This window comes from Vibrio profundum, assembly GCF_050337555.1.
Classification (GTDB): domain Bacteria; phylum Pseudomonadota; class Gammaproteobacteria; order Enterobacterales; family Vibrionaceae; genus Vibrio; species Vibrio profundum.
Genome location: NZ_JAKJTA010000012.1, coordinates 117,158 through 136,950, shown reverse-complemented (window position 1 = coordinate 136,950; position 19,793 = coordinate 117,158). Strand labels below are relative to the sequence as shown.

13 protein-coding genes are annotated in these 19,793 nt (G+C 44.7%); 12 read left to right on the top strand and 1 reads right to left on the bottom strand.

Annotated elements, in window-relative coordinates:
• The first annotated feature begins 1 nt into the window (after position 1).
• Both L4C34_RS13245 and L4C34_RS13240 read left to right on the top strand, forming a co-directional pair.
• Complete coding sequence (locus L4C34_RS13245; protein WP_428789822.1) at positions 2-616, top strand: cbb3-type cytochrome c oxidase subunit II; 615 nt, start codon at positions 2-4, stop codon at positions 614-616.
• The gene (locus L4C34_RS13240; protein ID WP_428789821.1) at positions 613-2,769 is read left to right on the top strand and encodes a c-type cytochrome; all 2,157 of its coding nucleotides are present in this window, start codon (positions 613-615) and stop codon (positions 2,767-2,769) included. The genes L4C34_RS13245 and L4C34_RS13240 overlap by 4 nt, the downstream gene beginning before the upstream one ends.
• A gap of 48 nt (positions 2,770-2,817) precedes the next feature.
• Here L4C34_RS13240 and L4C34_RS13235 read toward each other — a convergent pair whose 3' ends face one another.
• Positions 2,818-4,788, bottom strand: a complete 1,971-nt coding sequence (locus L4C34_RS13235; protein WP_428789820.1) for a replication initiator protein RctB domain-containing protein — start codon at positions 4,786-4,788, stop codon at positions 2,818-2,820.
• Positions 4,789-6,008: 1,220 nt separating this feature from the next.
• Between L4C34_RS13235 and L4C34_RS13230 the strand changes: the two genes are divergently transcribed.
• The 10 genes from L4C34_RS13230 to L4C34_RS13185 all read left to right on the top strand — a co-directional run bounded on the left by L4C34_RS13230 (position 6,009) and on the right by L4C34_RS13185 (position 19,793).
• Complete coding sequence (locus tag L4C34_RS13230; protein WP_428789819.1) at positions 6,009-7,226, top strand: ParA family protein; 1,218 nt, start codon at positions 6,009-6,011, stop codon at positions 7,224-7,226.
• A gap of 7 nt (positions 7,227-7,233) precedes the next feature.
• On the top strand, positions 7,234-8,205 hold the full coding sequence (locus L4C34_RS13225) for a ParB/RepB/Spo0J family partition protein (RefSeq protein ID WP_428789818.1): 972 nt from the start codon (positions 7,234-7,236) through the stop codon (positions 8,203-8,205).
• Between the two features lie 91 nt (positions 8,206-8,296).
• Positions 8,297-10,366, top strand: coding sequence for a tRNA(Met) cytidine acetyltransferase TmcA domain-containing protein (locus tag L4C34_RS13220; RefSeq protein WP_428789817.1), 2,070 nt, complete (start codon positions 8,297-8,299; stop codon positions 10,364-10,366).
• Between the two features lie 711 nt (positions 10,367-11,077).
• Positions 11,078-11,350: an STAS domain-containing protein gene (locus L4C34_RS13215; RefSeq protein ID WP_428789816.1), complete on the top strand. Its 273-nt coding sequence runs from the start codon at positions 11,078-11,080 to the stop codon at positions 11,348-11,350.
• A 16-nt stretch (positions 11,351-11,366) separates the two neighbouring features.
• The gene (locus L4C34_RS13210) at positions 11,367-11,726 is read left to right on the top strand and encodes a response regulator (RefSeq protein WP_428789815.1); all 360 of its coding nucleotides are present in this window, start codon (positions 11,367-11,369) and stop codon (positions 11,724-11,726) included.
• A 133-nt stretch (positions 11,727-11,859) separates the two neighbouring features.
• A complete protein-coding gene (locus tag L4C34_RS13205; protein ID WP_428789814.1) occupies positions 11,860-13,980 on the top strand; it encodes a chemotaxis protein CheA in 2,121 nt (706 codons plus the stop codon).
• A 9-nt stretch (positions 13,981-13,989) separates the two neighbouring features.
• Complete coding sequence (locus L4C34_RS13200) at positions 13,990-14,523, top strand: chemotaxis protein CheW (RefSeq protein WP_428789813.1); 534 nt, start codon at positions 13,990-13,992, stop codon at positions 14,521-14,523.
• Positions 14,524-14,528: 5 nt separating this feature from the next.
• Positions 14,529-14,993, top strand: a complete 465-nt coding sequence (locus L4C34_RS13195; RefSeq protein ID WP_428789812.1) for a chemotaxis protein CheW — start codon at positions 14,529-14,531, stop codon at positions 14,991-14,993.
• Between the two features lie 10 nt (positions 14,994-15,003).
• Positions 15,004-18,942: an aerotaxis transducer Aer2 gene (gene aer2 / locus L4C34_RS13190; protein WP_428789811.1), complete on the top strand. Its 3,939-nt coding sequence runs from the start codon at positions 15,004-15,006 to the stop codon at positions 18,940-18,942.
• Complete coding sequence (locus L4C34_RS13185) at positions 18,927-19,793, top strand: CheR family methyltransferase (RefSeq protein ID WP_428789810.1); 867 nt, start codon at positions 18,927-18,929, stop codon at positions 19,791-19,793. The genes aer2 and L4C34_RS13185 overlap by 16 nt, the downstream gene beginning before the upstream one ends.

The following is a 19,793-nucleotide window of genomic DNA, read 5'->3' as shown; positions in this document are numbered from 1 at the left end:
CATGGTGAGCAAAGACTTTACTCAATCCGTCGGGATATTGATCGCCTCAACAGTCGCTGTAGCAGCATGCTCACTGCTCGTGTGGGTCGTGCCTAACATACTCACGGCCTCAGACCTGACCAAAAACAGCGCTGCAGAGCCGTTAACCGCCGTTGAGCTAGCAGGGCGAGACGTGTATATCAGTGAAGGTTGCCATGTCTGTCACACCCAAATGGTCAGACCGCTCGAACCTGAAATCAAACGCAGTGGACGGGCGAGCCAAGAAGCTGATGATATCTATGAGTTTCCTAATCTATGGGGATCCAAGCGCACTGGCCCCGATCTTACCAACCTTGGCAATAAGTATTCGGATCAATGGCACGTCACCCATTTGATCGACCCTAGGATCGTGGTTCCGTCATCGATCATGCCATCGTATCCATGGTTATTCGAACAAACCTTAACAGGCGAAAGCATTGCCGCCAAAATGCGCACACTCAGATACTTAGGGGTGCCGTATAGTGATGCGCAAATCTCGGATTCTCGTCTACAGGTACGCGGCAAAACCAAAGGTGAAGTGTTGGTTCACTATTTACAAAGTTTAGGCGTGGACACGGCTGGGGAGAACGCACAATGAGCGTGTTTTGGAATCTTTGGGCCGTAGCCCTAACCGTGATCTTCTTCATTGCTATGGTGTCGGTTGTCATTAAATATTGGCGATCGAATCACAACGCCAACGCGAACAAAACCATAGAGACCTTCGACGGCGTAAAAGAAAACGACGCGCCTGTGCCCAAATTCTTATTCTGGTGTTATCTGATTGCCTTTTCATTATCCTTCGGCCACTTGTTACTGTACCCAGGCCTTGGTAATTGGCCTGGATTGCTCAACTGGAAACAAAGCTCGGATAAACTCAGTTCACCAAGCACCACCCTATCCGCCCAAGTTTCAGCACTTACTCCGGCATCGTTGAGCGAGCTTGCCCAGAACCCTCAGTTAGTATCATCGGGGAAAACTTTGTTTCAAACTCATTGCGCCGCTTGCCATCGCAGTAACGCTCAAGGGCAAAAGAACTTTCCGAATTTAATTGATAACGATTGGCTCTATGGAGACACTGACAAAGACATCCTGCACTCAATCAAGCACGGACGTAATGGCGCAATGCCAGGGTGGCAAGGCATCCTGACAAACGAGCAAATACAAAACCTTTCCTATTATGTCGTCTCAATCAATGAACGTGTCACAGGTGTCCCTGCTATCAAGAGACAATTAGGGAAAGAATCCTTTCTGCAATATTGTTCAGCGTGCCATGGCGATGGCCGACAAAGTTATCCAATCCGTGGTGTGCCGAATTTATCAAATTCTATTTGGCTACATGGCGGCAGTATGGAAGATATTCAACAAACGATTCGGCTTGGTTTAAACAGTGTCATGCCTGAATTCGCCAGCAAACTTTCAGAAGCCGAAATCCTGTCTGTCGGCGCGTACATCACTCATCAGCGCATCAATCGCAACCAACGCATTGCGGCGCTCGATAAAAAATCCGTCGCACGAGGTCAATACTTAGCGCAAGCAGGCGACTGTATTGCTTGCCACAGCGCCGTTGGCGGCGAAGCATTTGCGGGCGGACTGCCATTTGTCACCCCATTTGGCACCATCTATTCCACCAATATCACCCCGCATATAAGTGAGGGAATCGGTAGCTACGACTTTGCCGAGTTTAAAGACGCGCTGGTGCATGGCAAAGGCAAGAATGGATATTTGTATCCGGCCATGCCTTATACCTCCTATCAGCATGTCACTGAAGAAGATCTAAAGGCTCTGTGGGATTACCTTCGCTCGATCATCGCCGTGCCAAGACGCAACGATCCAAATCATATGATCTTTCCATCAAACATTCGCCTTGGGTTACTCAGTTGGAACTTGATCTTTATGGAGACAGATCCACTTGATTACAACGTACCCGAGCCACTGCGCGCTACCGTCAAAGATGTTGATAAGTGGCAACGAGGTAAATATTGGGCCAGTAGTTTTGGCCACTGCAGTGAATGCCACACACCTCGCAATATCGCGCAAGCGTTAGAGTCCGATAAAATGTACCAAGGCAACTTGATTGACGGCTGGAATGCCCCTGCGATTAACGCCAATGAGCTGTATACCGATGGCTGGGATCTCACGAGCTTAACGGACTTTCTCCATACTGGTCGTTCGAGTAAAGGGACAGCATTTGCAGGGATGGCTGACGTGGTGAAAAACAGCTTACGCCATATGAGCCGTGACGACATTGAAAGTATCTCATACTACTTATTGAACGGGGATGAAGGCAATTATATTGAGCCCGATGCTCAGCAACTGTCTCCTAGCGGGTTTACCCCTTCAGCCTTACAAACGGAAGAATATCGCCTCTTTAGCGATACCTGCGGTGCCTGTCATGGCGCTGACGGAAAAGGCCGCCAAGATATCGCGCCGACACTGCTGCACAACGGTATTATCATGCACAGTGATCCTTTCAATACAATTGCCGTAACCATTCGTGGTTTATCACCATCGTATGTAGATGAAAAGCGCAACTTCATGCCGATGGCCAGCTTTGCCGAGATTTTATCAGATCAAGAGCTGGCTAAGTTGATCACATTCGTACGATTCTATCTCGGGGACCGTAAGCAAGTTGTGACGGGAGAGGACATCAGAAGTGTAAGATTGCAGCTAGAACGCGCTGGATTCACTGGTGGGCTGCATACGACCCCTGATATGTACAGCCACCGAGACAAGAACATTCATGTTGATTAATATTGTTATCTCAGCGGTATATTTATCTCAGCAGCATGCAAAGAAGCATTAGATCGCGACGTCATCCATAGCGCGATAAACTGACTCATCGATGTGGCCATCGAAGACCAGCTTACAAATCTTACGCCGAACGGCTAGGCCAGAAATCAGCCGTTCGATGGACAAGTGTTTGTTGTTACCTTGAGAGTTATACAACTCAACCAAACGACTTAACGCTTCATATTGGATGACTTGCTCCCCGACTCTCAAATAATCAAGCTTATCAATGAGCTCCTGACACTCATCTTTGATTGAGGTATAGGGATGCCCTGTCATCGCTGATAGCGCCGTTATACTCCGTTCTAGAGCCTCTGAGGAGGTATATTTAGATAGAGTAATGGTTATCTCATCTGCGTTGATCTCAACGAGATGTTTTCTTAGCTTAACGCGGCGGCCAAGTTTTCCTTTCGGCTTCGCGGTTTTTCGTTGGATCGGTTCAAATTCACCGTCGATAATTTCTGATAACTCAGCTAACTTTTGCTTGGAAACGATTTCATTTCTCAGTGGGTTAGGCAGCGTCGGTGCCATATTTCGCTTACCGGCGTTAGTCATTCTCGCTCGAGAAAAACGTAGCACTTCTTCAACATCGCACTTAATGTCGACCTGGTAGTCAGAAACCTTCCCCTTCTTGTACAAAGAGTCGATGGTAAGGTGATAACCCCACAAGTTCACCGTAAAGTGATCCGCTTGTGGATCGGGCTCCGCAAGCTTTTTTAATTCTCTGATCAAATCCATAGAAAAGCGTCGCCATTCGATATTTCGGGCCAGCTTTTGATTCAATTCGCTAAGCAGCATGGTATCGGTATGACGGCGGGACATCCGGCTTCTGAAATACGAGTACAACTGGAATACTAACGTATGCTGTTTCAAAATTTCCGGTGGAAATAAGAAAAAGTAATCGCGAGTCAGTAGCTCTTCGTAAAAAGAAGGCTCCCAAGCCAAGATATACAGGTTCGGTTTAATCCGAATTTCACCGTCTGCGCCCTCTGTTGGTGCCTCTTCCGAAGCCGTGATCGTTCGTGCTAAGAAACGGAAACGATCACTTTTAAACCCCTCAGGCATGTTCTCACTTAACCAACGACCAGTGAGTTCATGGAGCTGAAAATCGGTAAATTCGATGCGGTCGATGCTATCGCGAATAGAGTCGCGAGCTGGGCCACTGTCTTTTTTCCCGCGCAGAGAAAGAATATCCGTAATGTACAACGGCGTTTTATTCGGCGCTTGCACTGCATCCAAATGATAATGGTCTTGATGATGCTCATGATATTGGACAGTCAGCGTAAATAACGCAAACAGCGTCATCAAGTCATCAACCGTCATAATATTTTTTGATGATCGTGTTTCAATGATCGCTCGAGTTCCTGAGATAGAAACCATCGATTTTTGATAGCTTTTTCTGGTGCGAGGAGGCGCTAGCGCTTGATCAATAATCCCTGCCCAGTTGGTCGGTGAGACGACAAACTGATCAGCTTCGTCTTTGAGTGCCGGAGGGATATTTAGCCCATGTTCATTCAACAAACGTTTATTCACTTGGGTTTGAGCCAGCGCCTTAGAGCGTTTCTTCTTTTGCGTTTGTTTTACAGACTCGGTTACTAGGCTTGTAGCACCTAAAGCCGATATCAAAGAGCTAGGATTGACAAATTGATGCAACATGGTTTTGCCAGCTAAACCATATTCAAACTTTACCGGATGACGGTAAAATAAACCTATGTTGACCGCAGCTCTAAGTCTTTGTTGGATAGCGGCTCGAGTTAACTTGCCATCGGTTGCTTCAATCAATTCGGTGGTGGAAACAAAACCATCCTTGCTCCCAAACCCACGTAAGGAGATTAGGTTGAGCAATTCCACAATACTTTTTGTGACGCCTTTAAAGTGTTGATATTGCTCAATCCAATCTACTGCAGTCTCTGAAACTTCGAATAGGTGCCCATCTTTGTGGCTTCTAGGGGCCTTGATTAAAACTTTTTGCTTTGGGTCCATGACTCGTATCCATATTACTTGAGCTGTAATTTTGACACCTTTCCGTAAAAAGGACAATGGGCAAAGATCATATTAAGAAAATATTTATTCGGGTGTAATAATCTGATCTTAATGATTAAAGTGATCTTAAATGATTATATGATCTATGATCTGGCTATGCGGCGAGGCCTTAAGATGTTGAAAATTAATCATTTATTTTTTTGTCGATTGGGAGCGATGATCAAGGTGGATTAGAATTAATGATCATCATATTTCGAATCTATGATCATAAGTGCTTGAATACATGATCAATGAAGTCAGCAGTGATGATCAAGTGATATGCAGAACCATGATCAATGTGCACCCACAACTTATACACAATACGATCGTTATTGGGAGGGAAATTCGTCTCCTAGACTTCATAATTTATGGCCATTGGGCATTGAAAGCATGATCAAGGTGCAAACTTAATCGATAAATAAGCACGTATGTTGGTTCAATTCATATTATCACCTCATTATAGGTATGATTTAAACATGTGAGCGATGATGCTAAGACGCGCAAGCATGATCAGGAAAGTGAGTGTGAGATAAATGTGTGATGGAACGCAATTTTGAATTGCTTCTCGACGCTCAATCGGCTAAAAATCCTTTGTTATATCTGACATTAGCCGTAGTTTATCCATTATTTATCATGCTTCCGATAATAAAACCTAACTTGATCATTGTTCCAATGTCAGATGATTCCAATGAACATCGAAATGATCACAATGCCTGATCTATTTCACTTGATCATAGTTCCATAATTCAAGAGATTGATTGGAACTATGATCAAGAAAGTAACTTGATCATAGTTCCGTATATCAACTTAGAATGGCTATCTTAGGATTTTTTCCGTTGTCGGTGACACGGATAATGTCTTTTTTTGCCAGAATGGTTATCAATTTTACGCTGGCCGTAAATTGTGCTGCAATTTCAATCGTTCCGAGGGTAGTACTTAAATTTTACCTTTTACATTGTAAATACGTGACGCTGTGACATTTTAAAAGTGACGTGTTTTGTGTCTCTATCCCTCATAGAATGGCGCGAAATATTCAATATATTCTTAATTATTGATAGATTACATAAATGTTGTGCGCTAAGTAGATTTTTGAACCATTAATTAAACGTTCACCTTTTTGTTGTGTTAGATATGTATTGCTGTACAATTTTATGCAATGTCATTTATAACGGATTTTGGCGATGAAACGAGAACAAACGATTGAAAATCTTTATCAATTAGCAGAGCAAACTCAGCAAGTCCAAGCTGATCGTATTGAAATAGTGCTAGAAGAACGCAGTCACGACCACTTTCCTCCAATGTCGAAGGCGTTGATGGAAACACGTTCAGGACTCACTCGTAGAAAACTTGATGAGGCGATCAGCAAGCTTGAAAGCCAAGGTCATACGTTTACAAAAAATAACGCTAACCATTATTCAATCTCCTTGAGTGAAGCGCACATGATCATGGAAGCGGCTGGGGTCGATAAGTTTCATGAACGTAAAAAGAATGGTGGTAACAAGCCGTGGATTATTAACGTTCAAAACCAGAAGGGTGGCACTGGTAAATCGATGACCGCAGTGCACCTTGCGGCATGTTTGGCGCTTAATTTAGATAAGCGGTATCGCATTTGCCTGATTGACTTGGATCCACAAGGTTCGTTACGTCTTTTTTTGAATCCGCAGATCAGTGTTAATGAACATGAAAATATCTATTCCGCGGTTGATGTGATGCTTGATAATCTGCCAGAAGACGTCACGGTCGACCGAGAGTTTCTGCAGAAAAACGTATTGCTTCCTACCCAATACCCGAATTTAAAAACGGTGTCAGCGTTTCCTGAAGATGCGATGTTTAATGCCGAGGCGTGGCAGCATTTGTCTCAAGATCAATCTCTCGATATCGTCAAATTGCTTAAAGAGAAATTAATCAGTAAGATCGCTGATGATTTCGACATTATTATGATTGATACTGGCCCTCACGTTGACCCCTTAGTTTGGAACGCAATGTACGCGTCAAACGCGCTGCTTATCCCATGTGCGGCGAAGAGGTTAGACTGGGCATCAACGGTTAACTTTTTTCAGCATTTGCCGACGGTTTATGAAATGTTTTCAGACGATTGGAAAGGGTTGGAGTTCGTACGCCTGATGCCCACCATTTTCGAAGACGATAATAAGAAACAGGTTTCTGTATTGACGGAAATGAATTACCTGCTGGGTGATCAAGTTATGATGGCAACGATCCCTCGAAGCAGAGCATTTGAAACTTGTGCAGACACTTATAGTACGGTCTTCGACCTGACGACAGGTGATTTTGAAGGGGGTAAGAAAACGCTTGCGACGGCTCAAGACGCGGTGCAAAAAAGTGCTTTAGAGTTGGAGCGGGTTCTCCACAGTAATTGGCAGTCACTGAACAAAGGATAACGAAAGAATGGCAATTAAAACATCTGAATTGAACGCCAAGCTATTTGGAAAAGCGAATAAACGTCGAGCGACCACGCCTCAAGAAGCGCGCACGGCAGTCAAAGCACAAGCTCAAGTTATTGAGCTTGATGTCGCTGGTGAGCAAGCGGTGTCGTTCGAGTTATTCCGCATTCCTGCTAATGAGATTGAAGCAAAGACGACAGTGTTCGCGCAAAATGCCCGAGAACAATCATTTCTTAATGAACATGCATTGTCGGATGTGCTCGTCACCTTAAAAGAAAAAGGCCAGCAATACCCAGCAGTCGGACGCCATCTACCCGATGGACGGATTGAAGTTCTTGATGGTAGCCGCCGTCGCATGTCTTGTCTTTTGGCGGATAAAGATTTTTTAGTCTACGTTGCTGATGACATCAATACCACTCATGCAAAGTTTCTCTCCGATGTCGCGAACGCACATAAGCCGCTTTCTTTGTACGAGAAAGGCAAAGAGATGCAAGCGAAGTTAGACAGTGGAGAAGCGGAAGACCAAAAAGCGTTAGCAAAGGCTTTTCAATGTAGCGAAGCGCTGGTCAGTGGGGCGTTGAAGGCGGCGGCTCTGCCGTTAGAATTACTACAAGCTTACCCAAATGTCGGTGACTTGGGGCGTCCGACGATTGTTAAACTGCATAAACAATACAACGAATTGACGGAAGACAATCAGTCGAAACTGATTGATAAATGTCAGTCGGAAAAGGAAGCGGTATGGCTACGCAGTTCAGCTCAAGGCGTTGCTCGTTTAACGAAGGAAGTGTCTGAGTCAATTGAATCTTGGATTCAAGATATGTCGCCAAGAAAATCGGCGGCCAATAGTAAGATTGACTTAGTGAAAGGTCGAGTGAGCTATAGCCGTAAAGGTGCGAACCTTTCATTAACGATGAAAAAAGTCGATGACTCCATGATGCAAGATATCCTAGCTTTTATTGAACAGCGCTTTGGCTAAGCACCCATAACATCGACCACATTAAAAAAGCCGCGTTCAGCGGCTTTTTTAATGTGTGATAAACTGTCAGCATTACTTCTCAAGAAACGTCATGATGCCGTCAGTCTCCGCTTATTTGTCTCAGTTTATTTCACATCTTCATACACGCCATCAGCGTTACGGGGTGGTGATGCAGGGTTCAACCCCGTGGCTACTTCATTCAATGCAAGAGTTGGTCAATGAATATCAGAGTTCGGCGGTCTCTGCTCAAGGTGGTTGCTTCCAACTAGGTGGTGAGGCTTTATCTTCCATCGATAAATGGTCGGCATTCAATAAAGGTAAGCAGTTGCTAGGCCAAGAGTGTGGCTTGCTTATATGCGACTTTCGTCAGGGGTTTGATGCTAATTCGTTTAATAGCGCGCTTGGCACCTTGATGGGAGGAGGCTTGTTGGTGATTGTGGTTTTAGAAGATGCACCAATTGATTTAAGTGAAGTTTGGCTACATGCGCAGCTTGATAAATTATTGGCAGTTTCTGAAAACCATCTTCTTCCCGAACTGCCCACGCTCCCACAATTAGATCACGAAAATCCATACAAGCAGCAAAGCATCGCGATAACGGCTGTCGTGAAAGTCGCAACAGGCCGAAGCCGACGCCCTCTTATTTTGACGGCTGACCGAGGAAGAGGGAAAAGCAGCGCATTAGGTATCGCGTCCGCACAATTAATGCAAGGCAGCAGCTATCATATTGCGGTGACAGCGCCAAGGCCTGACGCCGTGGCAACGCTCTTTTCTCACGCCAGAGCACAGTTAGGCGTGGAAGCGTCGAATAAACCGCAACTCAATCATCACAATTCATCGCTTACTTATGTTGCTCCAGATGAATTACTACGTTCTCGTCATGAATACGATTTAGTGTTTGTCGATGAAGCATCCGCCATTCCATTGCCAATGCTAAAGGCGATAGTCGAACGCAACAATCGCGTGGTCTTTTCCACGACTGTGCATGGGTATGAAGGATGTGGTCGCGGCTTCACGTTAAAATTTCAAACGTGGCTCAAAGATAAAATGCCAGCCACTCGTAATATTCATCTCACCCAGGCGATACGTTGGTCTGAAAATGATTGGCTTGAACAATGGCAATATCAGGCTTTCATGTTGGATTGCACTGAGGTAATAGATGCGTTGGCGATTGATACATTAGCAACTGATACGCTCACTGAGTCGAATAGTCCCGGTTGCGTGACTCGCTTAATTACCAAACAAGAGCTGTTAGAAAATATATCTCTGTTTCGTTCGTGTTTCTCTTTATTGGTACAAGCACATTACCAAACTACGCCTAACGATTTGTTCACTTTCTTACGTGATGATAAAGCGATGCTGTTCGCAACAATCAATGGCAACACCTGTTTAGCATGTATTTTAGCAGTAGAAGAGGGCGGGTTGAGTTTGGCAATGGCTGGTGAGATTCAGTCGGGAAGGCGTCGCCCGAAAGGACATCTTGTTCCCGCCACTATTGTCACTTCGACTGGAATCCAACAAGCGTTGACGGAAACCAGTCTACGTATAATGCGGATAGCGGTTCACCCCGAATATCAGCAGCAAGGCCTTGGCACAGATATTTTGACGGTCGTTCGTGAGTTTGTGAATTACGACTTCTATTCAGTCAGCTTTGGCGCAACACCTGAGTTGGTTCGCTTTTGGTCTAAGAATCGATTTCTAGCGGTGAAAATTGGCAGTCGTAAAGACACTGCTAGCGGCACTTATTCATTGGTCATGGTTCATTCGGATTATTCAAAATGGATAGCTCAGGGGCAGAGATATCTTTCGTCGTCGTTACCCTATTCACTGACAGGGCATTTATCCGATCTCGAACCTGAGCTTGTGCGTACGCTTTTGCCCTTCACTACATCTCGGGGTGTGGAAGCCGATACGCTAAAATTAGTTGGTATTTATGCTTCGGGCGGGAGCAATATTGAAAGTGTTGCTCCGTGGCTCAATAGTTTGATTTTCGCAATACCCGCAGGACAGTTAGAGTGGGTGAGTGATTTACTGCTTTACAAAGTAGTGTTACAGAAGAGCTGGGCGGCGTGCTGTGAACACTTTTCTTTGCTTGGTAGAAAACAAGCCGAGCAACAAATGAGAAAGGATACGTTGGAATTACTATCGAGGTTTACACTGTAAATTGAATAGTAATTTGAATCGCGCACCATAACCTTCAATTTACACTGTAAATAACTAGTATCGGCGTGGGAGAAGTTAAGCAATCGAAAGCAATGAAGGAGAGCAAGACATTTTAGTAACCCAAGGCACTTAAGTCGCTCAAGACACTTTAGTAACTCAAGATAATGCACAGCCCGCCAATACCTAACTTTTGTTAATCCTTTTGATTCCTGTCCAATCTGTCACTGGTGATTTGGCGACTAGCGCTGTCGTCAAAGATCATCGGTCGAAATGACACTAGCTGACAAAGCGCGATAAAATACCATACCAATCCTAAATCGCGATAAAAGGTGATAAGCCAGTCGCCTCCTTAATTCCCATGTCAGGTGAAAAGAGAATTTGAATTTTCTGAGATGTCGTCTAGGCACGCTTTTAGCGAACATTGATTTGCCAGTGACTAGCCTATTCGGATTTTAGACTTATTACGCCGTGTTTTCATTGACTCCGCAGTCTCATACTAACGCGGTGTTATCTGTGATATAGGGTGTATGCCGATAGAAGCGCATAATGCAACTAAAACGCTACTTTCCTACTCCTACCGTGCCCCCGTCACACTCTTGAAAGTGAGCATTCTTAAGCGATTCTACAGATTGGCGATTTATGAGTTTGTACCTACACTGATATTAACGTTTGGCTTAAATTTAATAAAACGATAATAAATATAGGATGCACATGGAATGCCTACTTAGCGAATGCTTAGATATTTCCACGGTGATGGACTCCACGTCCACATATTCAGAATGGCTTAAACAATCAACACCGATAATGGTGGATGCTTCAAAAGTAATGCGGGTCGACACTGCCGGCATTCAAGCCCTTGCGTCTATGTTCAAGACAGCGCAAGGGACTGACGTTGATGTAAAGCTTCTCAATGCAACAGACACTCTACAGGAAGGCATCGCCATCTTGGGGTTAGGTGCGTTGTTTCAATTAGACCGAGAGTAAGAGTGAGAGGGTGAAAATGACTAAGATCCTAGCTGTAGATGATTCAGTCTCAATTCGTCAAATGGTTAGTCATACTTTAAAGGATGCAGGCTATGACGTTGAAACCGCAAATGATGGTCGAGATGCGTTAAATAAAGCACAGAAAACCAAATTTGATGTGGTTATTTCTGATGTCAATATGCCCGTCATGGGAGGGTTTGATTTTGTGAAAGCAATTCGGGGAAATCCACAATACAAATTTATTCCGATATTAATGTTAACCACAGAAACTAGCACTGAGAAGAAGCAACAAGGAAAGTCAGTGGGAGCAACAGGTTGGTTGGTGAAACCTTTCAACCCAGAGACGCTACTAAAAACATTAAAGCGAGTAATCTGACCCTCAGTTTCATAATAACATCAGTTTCATAATAATATCAGCTTCATATAAACAACGGTTTAAAAATAATAACAGTTTAAAAATAATAACAGTTTAAAAATAATAACGTCAGCGAGCAAAATAGGGATTGGTTATGGCTTTAGACATGGAACAGTTGCGCAAGATGTTTTACGAGGAATGTCGTGAAAATCTTGAAGTATTAGAGGATGTACTTCTTAAACTCGACCCGAGCCAAACGGATTTAGAACAGATTAATACGATTTTCCGTGCCGCGCACTCCATTAAGGGTGGGGCGGGCACGTTTAACTTATTTGATATTAGTGAATTTACTCACGCCGTCGAAGCTTACTTAGACCTGGTTAGAAATGAAGAACTGCAGTTGACGGTTGAAAGCGTGGACGTTCTATTTAAGAGCGTCGACTGTATTATGAATATGCTTGAGGGGCATGAAAGTGGCCAGGAGGTCAACACAGAGCTGAAGGCATCCGTCAGTGAAATGCTTGCTCAGCTCTTAGAGACAGAAAATGCTCCCCCCGTAACTCAAGAATCTGGCTCTCAGCCTCAAGAAGTGCAAACTGACCCAGTAGAGGTCACTCCCTCAACAGAGAAATGGGATTTAACCTTTATCCCTCATCGAGAAATGTTTTTCAGTGGGAACGACCCTTTACGTATTTTAAGAGAGCTAACCGACCTTGATCCCGCTTGTAGCATCATCGCGAATTCAGATGTTCTACCGCATATCAATGAACTTGAGGGTGAGATCAGTTACTTAAGCTGGTACGTATCTTTAGCAGCCAGTGTTTCTGAAGCGGAAATTAGAGAGATCTTCGAGTGGGTGGAAGATGAATGTGACCTTGTTCTTAATAGAAAGGTGACCCAAACCGCGCCGCTTCAACCGCAATCTGAAAATATCAACTTTGAGCCATCAGAGCAAGCAGCGCCTATTTCATCTAAACCTGAGCCGAGTTCGTGTTCGGCAGATTCAACGCCACCTAGTAGCGGCAAGAAAGCAGATGCACCTGCCAGTAAAGTGGCAAAAGCTGAATCGAGCGTAAGCTCAATCAGAGTAGATATTGATAAGGTTGATAGCTTGATCAATCTAGTGGGAGAGTTGGTGATTACCCAATCTATGCTTGCCGAGATTGGTAACGACTTTACGATAGATAAACTTGAGAAGTTAAAAGTTGGGTTAGATCAACTGCTGCAAAATAGTAAAGACTTGCAAGAGAATGTACTGAATATTCGAATGCTACCAATGAGTTTTGCATTCAGTCGTTTTCCTCGATTGGTGAGAGATTTAACCAGCCGCCTTGGGAAAAAGGTAGATTTACAAATTAAAGGTGAAAGCACTGAGCTAGATAAAACGGTGTTGGAGCGTATTGTTGATCCCTTGGTGCATTTGGTCAGAAACGGTATTGATCACGGCGTAGAAATGCCGGAGGTCCGCGCAGAAAGTGGCAAGCCAGAAATGGGCACCATCGAGCTCAATGCCTACCATCAAGGTGGCTCGATCATTATCGAGATCAGAGATGATGGCGCAGGTATAGATTGTGACAAACTGTGGAAAAAGTCAGTTGAAAAGGGCGTGACACCTGCGGATGCCCGTCGGGATGAAATGACCGATAAGCAAGTGCTCAATCTCATTTTTGCTCCTGGATTTTCTACTGCCGAAGAAGTCTCAGATATTTCTGGGCGTGGGGTCGGTATGGACGTGGTCAAAAGAAATATCGAAGAACTCGGTGGCCACATTGAAGTGGAATCAAAAGTGGGCAAGGGCAGCCGTTTTACCATTAGCTTGCCGCTGACACTGGCGATTCTCGATGGGCAATTAGTCAAAGTAGGCGGTGAGGTGTACATAATCCCTCTGCTTACCATTATTGAATCAATCCAAATTGATCAGAGCTGTTTAAAACATGCATCAGGTGGCGTAGAGCTCTACAGGCTCAGAGAAGAAAATATACCTATCGTACGTCTACAGGACGAGTTGAGCATGGGCGATGCCGGAAGTCTTGATGACCGTATTTTGTGCTTTGTTGAAGCGGGAGGCAATCGAGTAGGATTGCTATTGGATGAGTTGCTCGATCAGCAGCAGGTCGTAATAAAAAGTCTCGAGTCAAATTATAGCAAGGTGCAGGGAATCTCTGGAGCGACAATATTGGGCGATGGTTCGGTATCGCTAATATTGGATATTCAGGGGCTCATCAGCGGATTTTTAAGCCGAAATGGTGATAGCCGTAGCGGCATAGCGGCATAGGAGGGGAGCATGACCACTGAAGTAATCTCGCCAAGCCAAGAAAAACGACAGAAAATTGCTCAAGATATTATTGAGACCGTCGATGCTGAAGTAAGCGAAAACGCAGACTTTTTGAGCTTTCGCCTTGATAACGAGCTTTATGGCGTGCAAATCAAAGATGTCGAAGAGATACGAGTATGGGAGCAACCTACCCCTATTCCCCACTCGCCGGACTATGTGAAAGGCGTTATCAACCTAAGGGGAATGATTGTACCCGTTATCGATTTACGCAGTCGATTTGAAATTGGCCAGTGTGATTATTTACCTACAACCGTTGTATTGCTGCTACGCAGTCGTTGTAAAGAGACTGAGCGTTTAATGGGGTTAGTTGTGGATGCAGTGAGTGATGTGATCAGCCAAGGAGATAATGAATTATTTCCAGCCGTTGGGGAATCTCATATTACTCCGTATCTTCAAGGTGTACTAAACGTCGGTGATCAGGTGATGTCGTTACTTGATACCGGAGAATTACTAAACATAGAACGAATTCTTAAAGTGAGTTGATAGAGATGGCAACACAAGAGTTTTTGAGTTTTGTTTTAGACCAAGAGGAATATGGCGTCCCGATCTTAGATGTGCGAGAAGTGAGGGGCTGGAGTGAAGTTAGGCAAGTACCGAATTCACCGGAGTATTTACTTGGGGTATTGGAAATTCGCGGGGAGTACATTCCGATTGTGGACCTGCGTATGCGATTTAATCTTGAGCCTGCCAGCATCGGCCCTACAACGGTCGTTATTGTGCTCAATGACGCAGAAAGTCATCCTCTAGGTATTATCGTGGATGGCGTCGCCGAGGTGTATAACTTATCCAAGGAAGAGATAAGACCCGCGCCTCACATGTCGGTCACAGTGGACGAAAGCTATATCAAAGGTATTGCTTCGGTTACCAGTGGCCACCTAATCCTAATTAATTTGGAAGCTCTATTTGATGTAGCGGAGCTCAATAAAACGTCAGCGGAAGAAGTGACAGCGTGAGGGAAGATTCATGGCATTTTGGAATAAACGTAAAGAACCTGCGACACAATATGTAGCAAGAACTCCTGATTCTCTATTGGATGACTACGAGCCAGGAGAAGAAGAATCAGGATTGAGCAAACAGCAGTTGTTGTCAGCATTGAACGCTGCTCAGACCGCAATGATGATGATTGACCGAGATTTCAAAATCACTTACGTCAATCAGCAGTCCATGTTGTTATTAAAAACTCACGAAGTTCTATTCCAGTCTATATGGCCAAGCTTCCGTGCCACCGAAGAACATATTGTAGGCTTTTGTATCGATGGCTTCCATTCAAACCCTCAGCATCAACGCCGCTTATTATCCGACCCCTCTAACATGCCCTACGTAACCACGATAGATGTGCAAGGGGTTAAAATTGAGCTGAATGTTGGGGCTGTTATAGATGCCTCTGGTGAATATGTTGGTAATACTTTGGAATGGTCAGATGTTACTAGCTATAGGAAGCAACAAGAAGATGTATCAAGATTAGAAGCTGCGGTGAGCCAAGCGCAAACCGCGATCGTTATGATAGATCGTGATTTTAAGATCACCTATGCAAATGAAGAGACAATGAAGCTGTTTGGCAAGCACGAAACGACGCTTCGTAGTGTTTGGCCTGGCTTTACTGCTTCTGAGGATTGGTTGATTGATCGTTGTATCGATGAGTTCCATAAAAACCCTGCTCATCAACGCCAGCTCCTATCGGACCCTTCCAACCTTCCTTACAGTACCGACATCCAAATCGCAGATCTTTGTATTGAGCTGAATGTGTCATCTATCACCGACCTAGACGGAAATTACATCGGCAACACCTTGGAATGGGCAGATGTGACGCATATCCGTAAGCGAGCCGATGATGTGGCTCGATTGCAATCCGCGGTCGATCAAGCGCAGACGGCGATGGTCATGATCGACAGAGACCTGAAGATCACCTACGCGAATGAAGAGACGCTGAAACTCTTTACCAAGCATGAAGCAATACTTCGTAGTGTTTGGTCAAGTTTTACGGCCTCAGAAGAGTGGTTGATAGGGCGCTGTATCGATGAGTTTCATAAAAACCCAGCCCATCAACGCCAGCTTCTCGGTGATCCGTCAAACTTGCCTTATAGCACAGACATACAGATTGCCGATCTCAAGATAGAGCTCAATGTATCGGCGATAAAAGACTCCGGGGGAAACTATATCGGTAACACCTTGGAATGGGCAGATGTAACGGATATACGTCAGCGAGCCGATGATGTGACTCGCTTACAATCCGCGGTTAATCAAGCTCAGACGGCGATGGTCATGATCGACAGGGACTTTGCCATCACCTACGCAAACGAAGAAACACTCACGCTATTTGCAAAGCACGAAACAACGCTTCGTAGTGTTTGGTCAGGGTTTACGGCCTCAGAAGAGTGGTTGATAGGGCGCTGCATTGATGAATTTCATAAAAATCCAGCCCATCAACGTAAGATGCTAGCTGACCCGTTAAACTTGCCATACAGCACAGACATACAGATTGCGGATCTCAAGATAGAACTCAATGTGTCGGCGATAACAGACTCTAATGGCAACTATATCGGTAACACCTTGGAATGGGCGGATGTGACGGATATGCGTAAGCGAGCTGATGATGTGAGTCGATTGCAATCCGCAGTCGATCAAGCTCAGACGGCGATGGTGATGATCGACAGAGACTTGAAGATCACCTACGCAAATGAAGAGACGATTAACCTATTTAAGAAACATGAAGCAACGCTTCGTAGTGTGTGGTCAGGATTTACGGCCTCAGAAGAGTGGTTGATAGGGCGCTGTATCGATGAGTTTCATAAAAACCCAGCGCACCAACGCCAGCTTCTCGGTGATCCATCAAACTTGCCTTACAGCACAGATATACAGATTGCAGACCTCAAGATACAGCTCAATGTGTCGGCGATAAAAGATTCCTCCGGCAACTATATCGGTAATACGTTGGAATGGGCGGATGTGACTCAGGAGCGAGTGCAACAAAATAACGTAGCAAGATTACAAGGGGCCGTCGATCAAGCACAAACCGCCATGGTTATGATCGATCGCGATTTTGTTATTACGTATGCAAATATGAAAACGCTGGAACTATTCAAAGTTCACGAGACCAAGTTTAGAGAAGTGTGGACAGGGTTCACAGCTTCTGAAGAATGGTTGGTTGGACGTTGTATTGATGAATTCCACCGTAATCCAGCACATCAAAGGCAGTTACTGTCTAATCCTGCGAACCTGCCATACACAACCGATATTACGATTGTCGATGTCATTATTGAACTGAATGTAGCGTCTATCACTGATGTTGAGGGCAATTATATCGGTAATACATTGGAGTGGAGTGATGTTACGGCAGAGCGCGCAAGAGACACTGAGGTAGGCCGTTTGGCATCCGCTGTCGAAGGTATGACAACCAACCTTATGATGGCCGACAAAGACGGGATCATTCAATACCTTAATCCTTCTCTGGATAAATTGTTAAGAGATCGAGAGCGAGAAATTCAGCAGGTGTTACCGAACTTTGATGCAAGGAAGTTAGTGGGAGTAAATATAGATATTTTCCACAAAAACCCGAGCCATCAACGAAACATTATTAATAATCCCGATCGCTTACCATTTAGCTCAGATATCAAAGTGGGCGGACTTGAGTTTAACCTAACGTGTATCGCGATGCATGATGGAAATGGGGAATATATTGGCCCTGCTTTGCAATGGGAGGACATTACTGAGCAGAGGGACGGCCAGCGTCAGGTTGAATCTATGATTCAACGAGCCATAGCGGGTGAGCTGGACGAGCGAATTGACACCACGGTGTACAGCGGGTTCATGAAAGAGTTGGGTGATGGGATCAATAACTTGTTGGATACCTTAGTGGATCCACTAGGGCAATGTATTGATGTGATGAGTCAAGTTGCTAATGGCGATCTTAATAATACGATGTCGGACGACAACAAAGGGGAGTTTGGCCGCTTGTCTGACGCCGTGAATACTTCCATTACTAATATTCGAGATATGGTTGAGAAGATAACAACGTCTTCTACTCGGGTCGCGACGGCTTCAACCGAAATCGCAGATGGTAACAACGATCTCAGTCAACGTGTTGAAGCACAAGCATCGAACCTTGAAGAAACGGCCGCCAGTATGGAAGAAATGACGGCAACGGTACGCCAGAATGCAGATAATGCGAAAGGGGCTGATGGATTAGCTAATGACGCAGCGAAGAAAGCCAGCAAGGGTGGCGATGTGGTTGGCCAAGCTGTATCAGCAATGTCAGAAATTAACGCAGCGAGCAAGAAGATTGCAGACATCATCGGTGTTATCGATGAAATCGCTTTCCAAACTAACCTGCTAGCACTTAATGCAGCGGTGGAAGCTGCCCGAGCAGGTGAACAAGGCCGAGGCTTTGCTGTGGTGGCGGGCGAAGTGCGAAATCTTGCACAGCGAAGCGCAGCGGCCGCGAAAGAGATCAAAGGGCTTATCAAAGATAGTGTAGAGAAAGTAGATGAAGGCTCTCGCCTTGTCGATGAATCGGGCGATACCTTAAATGATATTGTTGAGGCGGTGGAAAAAGTGACCGAACTGATAGCACAAATTGCTTCTTCAAGCCTAGAGCAGTCGACGGGTATTGATGAAATCAACCGTTCTATTACGACGATGGATGAAATGACGCAGCAAAATGCATCACTGGTTGAGGAAACATCTGCGGCGAGTCAATCGTTGAAAGATGAAGGCAAAGAGCTAATCAAATTGATGAGTTTCTTTAACGACGATAGCAATATCACCACCTTTGAGCCGAGTAAGAAAAACAAAGCGCCTCAGAAAGCAGCACGCGGAAGCAACGTGAGTAAACTTCGTAAGACGAAAGTGTCCAATTCTAAATTGGACATGAGTGAGGACAGTGACGAATGGGAAGAGTTTTAACCCAGAACGATAGTGATTTATTAGCGGAGGCTCAAGAGTTTGAGCTGACCGCTAAAGACTTTAAGTTCATACAGTGGTTTATGCATAAATCCGTTGGCATTTACCTCAACGATCGTAAGCGTGCAATGGTGTATGGCCGTGTGAGTCGGCAGCTGCGTAGGCTTGGTTTTACTCGTTTTTCTCAATATCGTGAGCTTATTGAAGGGGATAAATCAGAGCAAATCCACTTTATCAATAGCCTAACGACGAACAAAACGGACTTTTTCCGTGAGTATCATCATTTCGAATTCATCGAAAAAGTGCTTATGGCAGAGTGGAAAGACGAGAATTTAAATCGGCTACGTATTTGGTCGGCAGGGTGCTCAACAGGGCAGGAGCCTTATAGCTTCATCGCCAAATTGTACTCTTTAGGGGTACTTGAGTGGTGTGAAGATGTGAAGCTATTGGCAAGCGATCTCGATACCAAAGTATTGGAGCATGCCAAGAAAGGGGTTTATAGCGAAGAAGCTATTCAGACGATCCCAGAGCAATATTTAAAAAACTGCTTCGTTCGAGGTAAACAGGACCAAGCTGGTGCGATAAAGATAAAAAGCGCACTACAAAAATTTATTAAATTTGCTCAGATAAATTTGCTGGACGCTTGGCCGATGAGCACTCAATTTGATTTGATTTCTTGCCGAAATGTCATGATTTATTTTGATAAACCGACGCAGGAAAAGTTATTGAAAAGGTTCCACCAACAGTTAAAACCTAATGGCGTACTTTTTCTTGGGCATTCAGAAAGCGTGGGGGCGTGTGCTGATATCTTTCATCATTTAGGGCATACCATCTACGTGAAAAAGGCAGGTTAA

Bases quoted from the DNA above. Each gene is read 5' to 3' on its own strand.
- L4C34_RS13205 (WP_428789814.1), top strand. From the start codon at position 11,860: ATGGCTTTAGACATGGAACAGTTGCGCAAGATGTTTTACGAGGAATGT.
- L4C34_RS13230 (WP_428789819.1), top strand. From the start codon at position 6,009: ATGAAACGAGAACAAACGATTGAAAATCTTTATCAATTAGCAGAGCAA.
- L4C34_RS13225 (WP_428789818.1), top strand. From the start codon at position 7,234: ATGGCAATTAAAACATCTGAATTGAACGCCAAGCTATTTGGAAAAGCG.
- L4C34_RS13200 (WP_428789813.1), top strand. From the start codon at position 13,990: ATGACCACTGAAGTAATCTCGCCAAGCCAAGAAAAACGACAGAAAATT.
- L4C34_RS13235 (WP_428789820.1), bottom strand. From the start codon at position 4,788: ATGGACCCAAAGCAAAAAGTTTTAATCAAGGCCCCTAGAAGCCACAAA.
- L4C34_RS13220 (WP_428789817.1), top strand. From the start codon at position 8,297: ATGATGCCGTCAGTCTCCGCTTATTTGTCTCAGTTTATTTCACATCTT.
- L4C34_RS13245 (WP_428789822.1), top strand. From the start codon at position 2: ATGGTGAGCAAAGACTTTACTCAATCCGTCGGGATATTGATCGCCTCA.
- L4C34_RS13240 (WP_428789821.1), top strand. From the start codon at position 613: ATGAGCGTGTTTTGGAATCTTTGGGCCGTAGCCCTAACCGTGATCTTC.
- L4C34_RS13215 (WP_428789816.1), top strand. From the start codon at position 11,078: ATGGAATGCCTACTTAGCGAATGCTTAGATATTTCCACGGTGATGGAC.
- L4C34_RS13185 (WP_428789810.1), top strand. From the start codon at position 18,927: ATGGGAAGAGTTTTAACCCAGAACGATAGTGATTTATTAGCGGAGGCT.
- aer2 (WP_428789811.1), top strand. From the start codon at position 15,004: ATGGCATTTTGGAATAAACGTAAAGAACCTGCGACACAATATGTAGCA.
- L4C34_RS13210 (WP_428789815.1), top strand. From the start codon at position 11,367: ATGACTAAGATCCTAGCTGTAGATGATTCAGTCTCAATTCGTCAAATG.
- L4C34_RS13195 (WP_428789812.1), top strand. From the start codon at position 14,529: ATGGCAACACAAGAGTTTTTGAGTTTTGTTTTAGACCAAGAGGAATAT.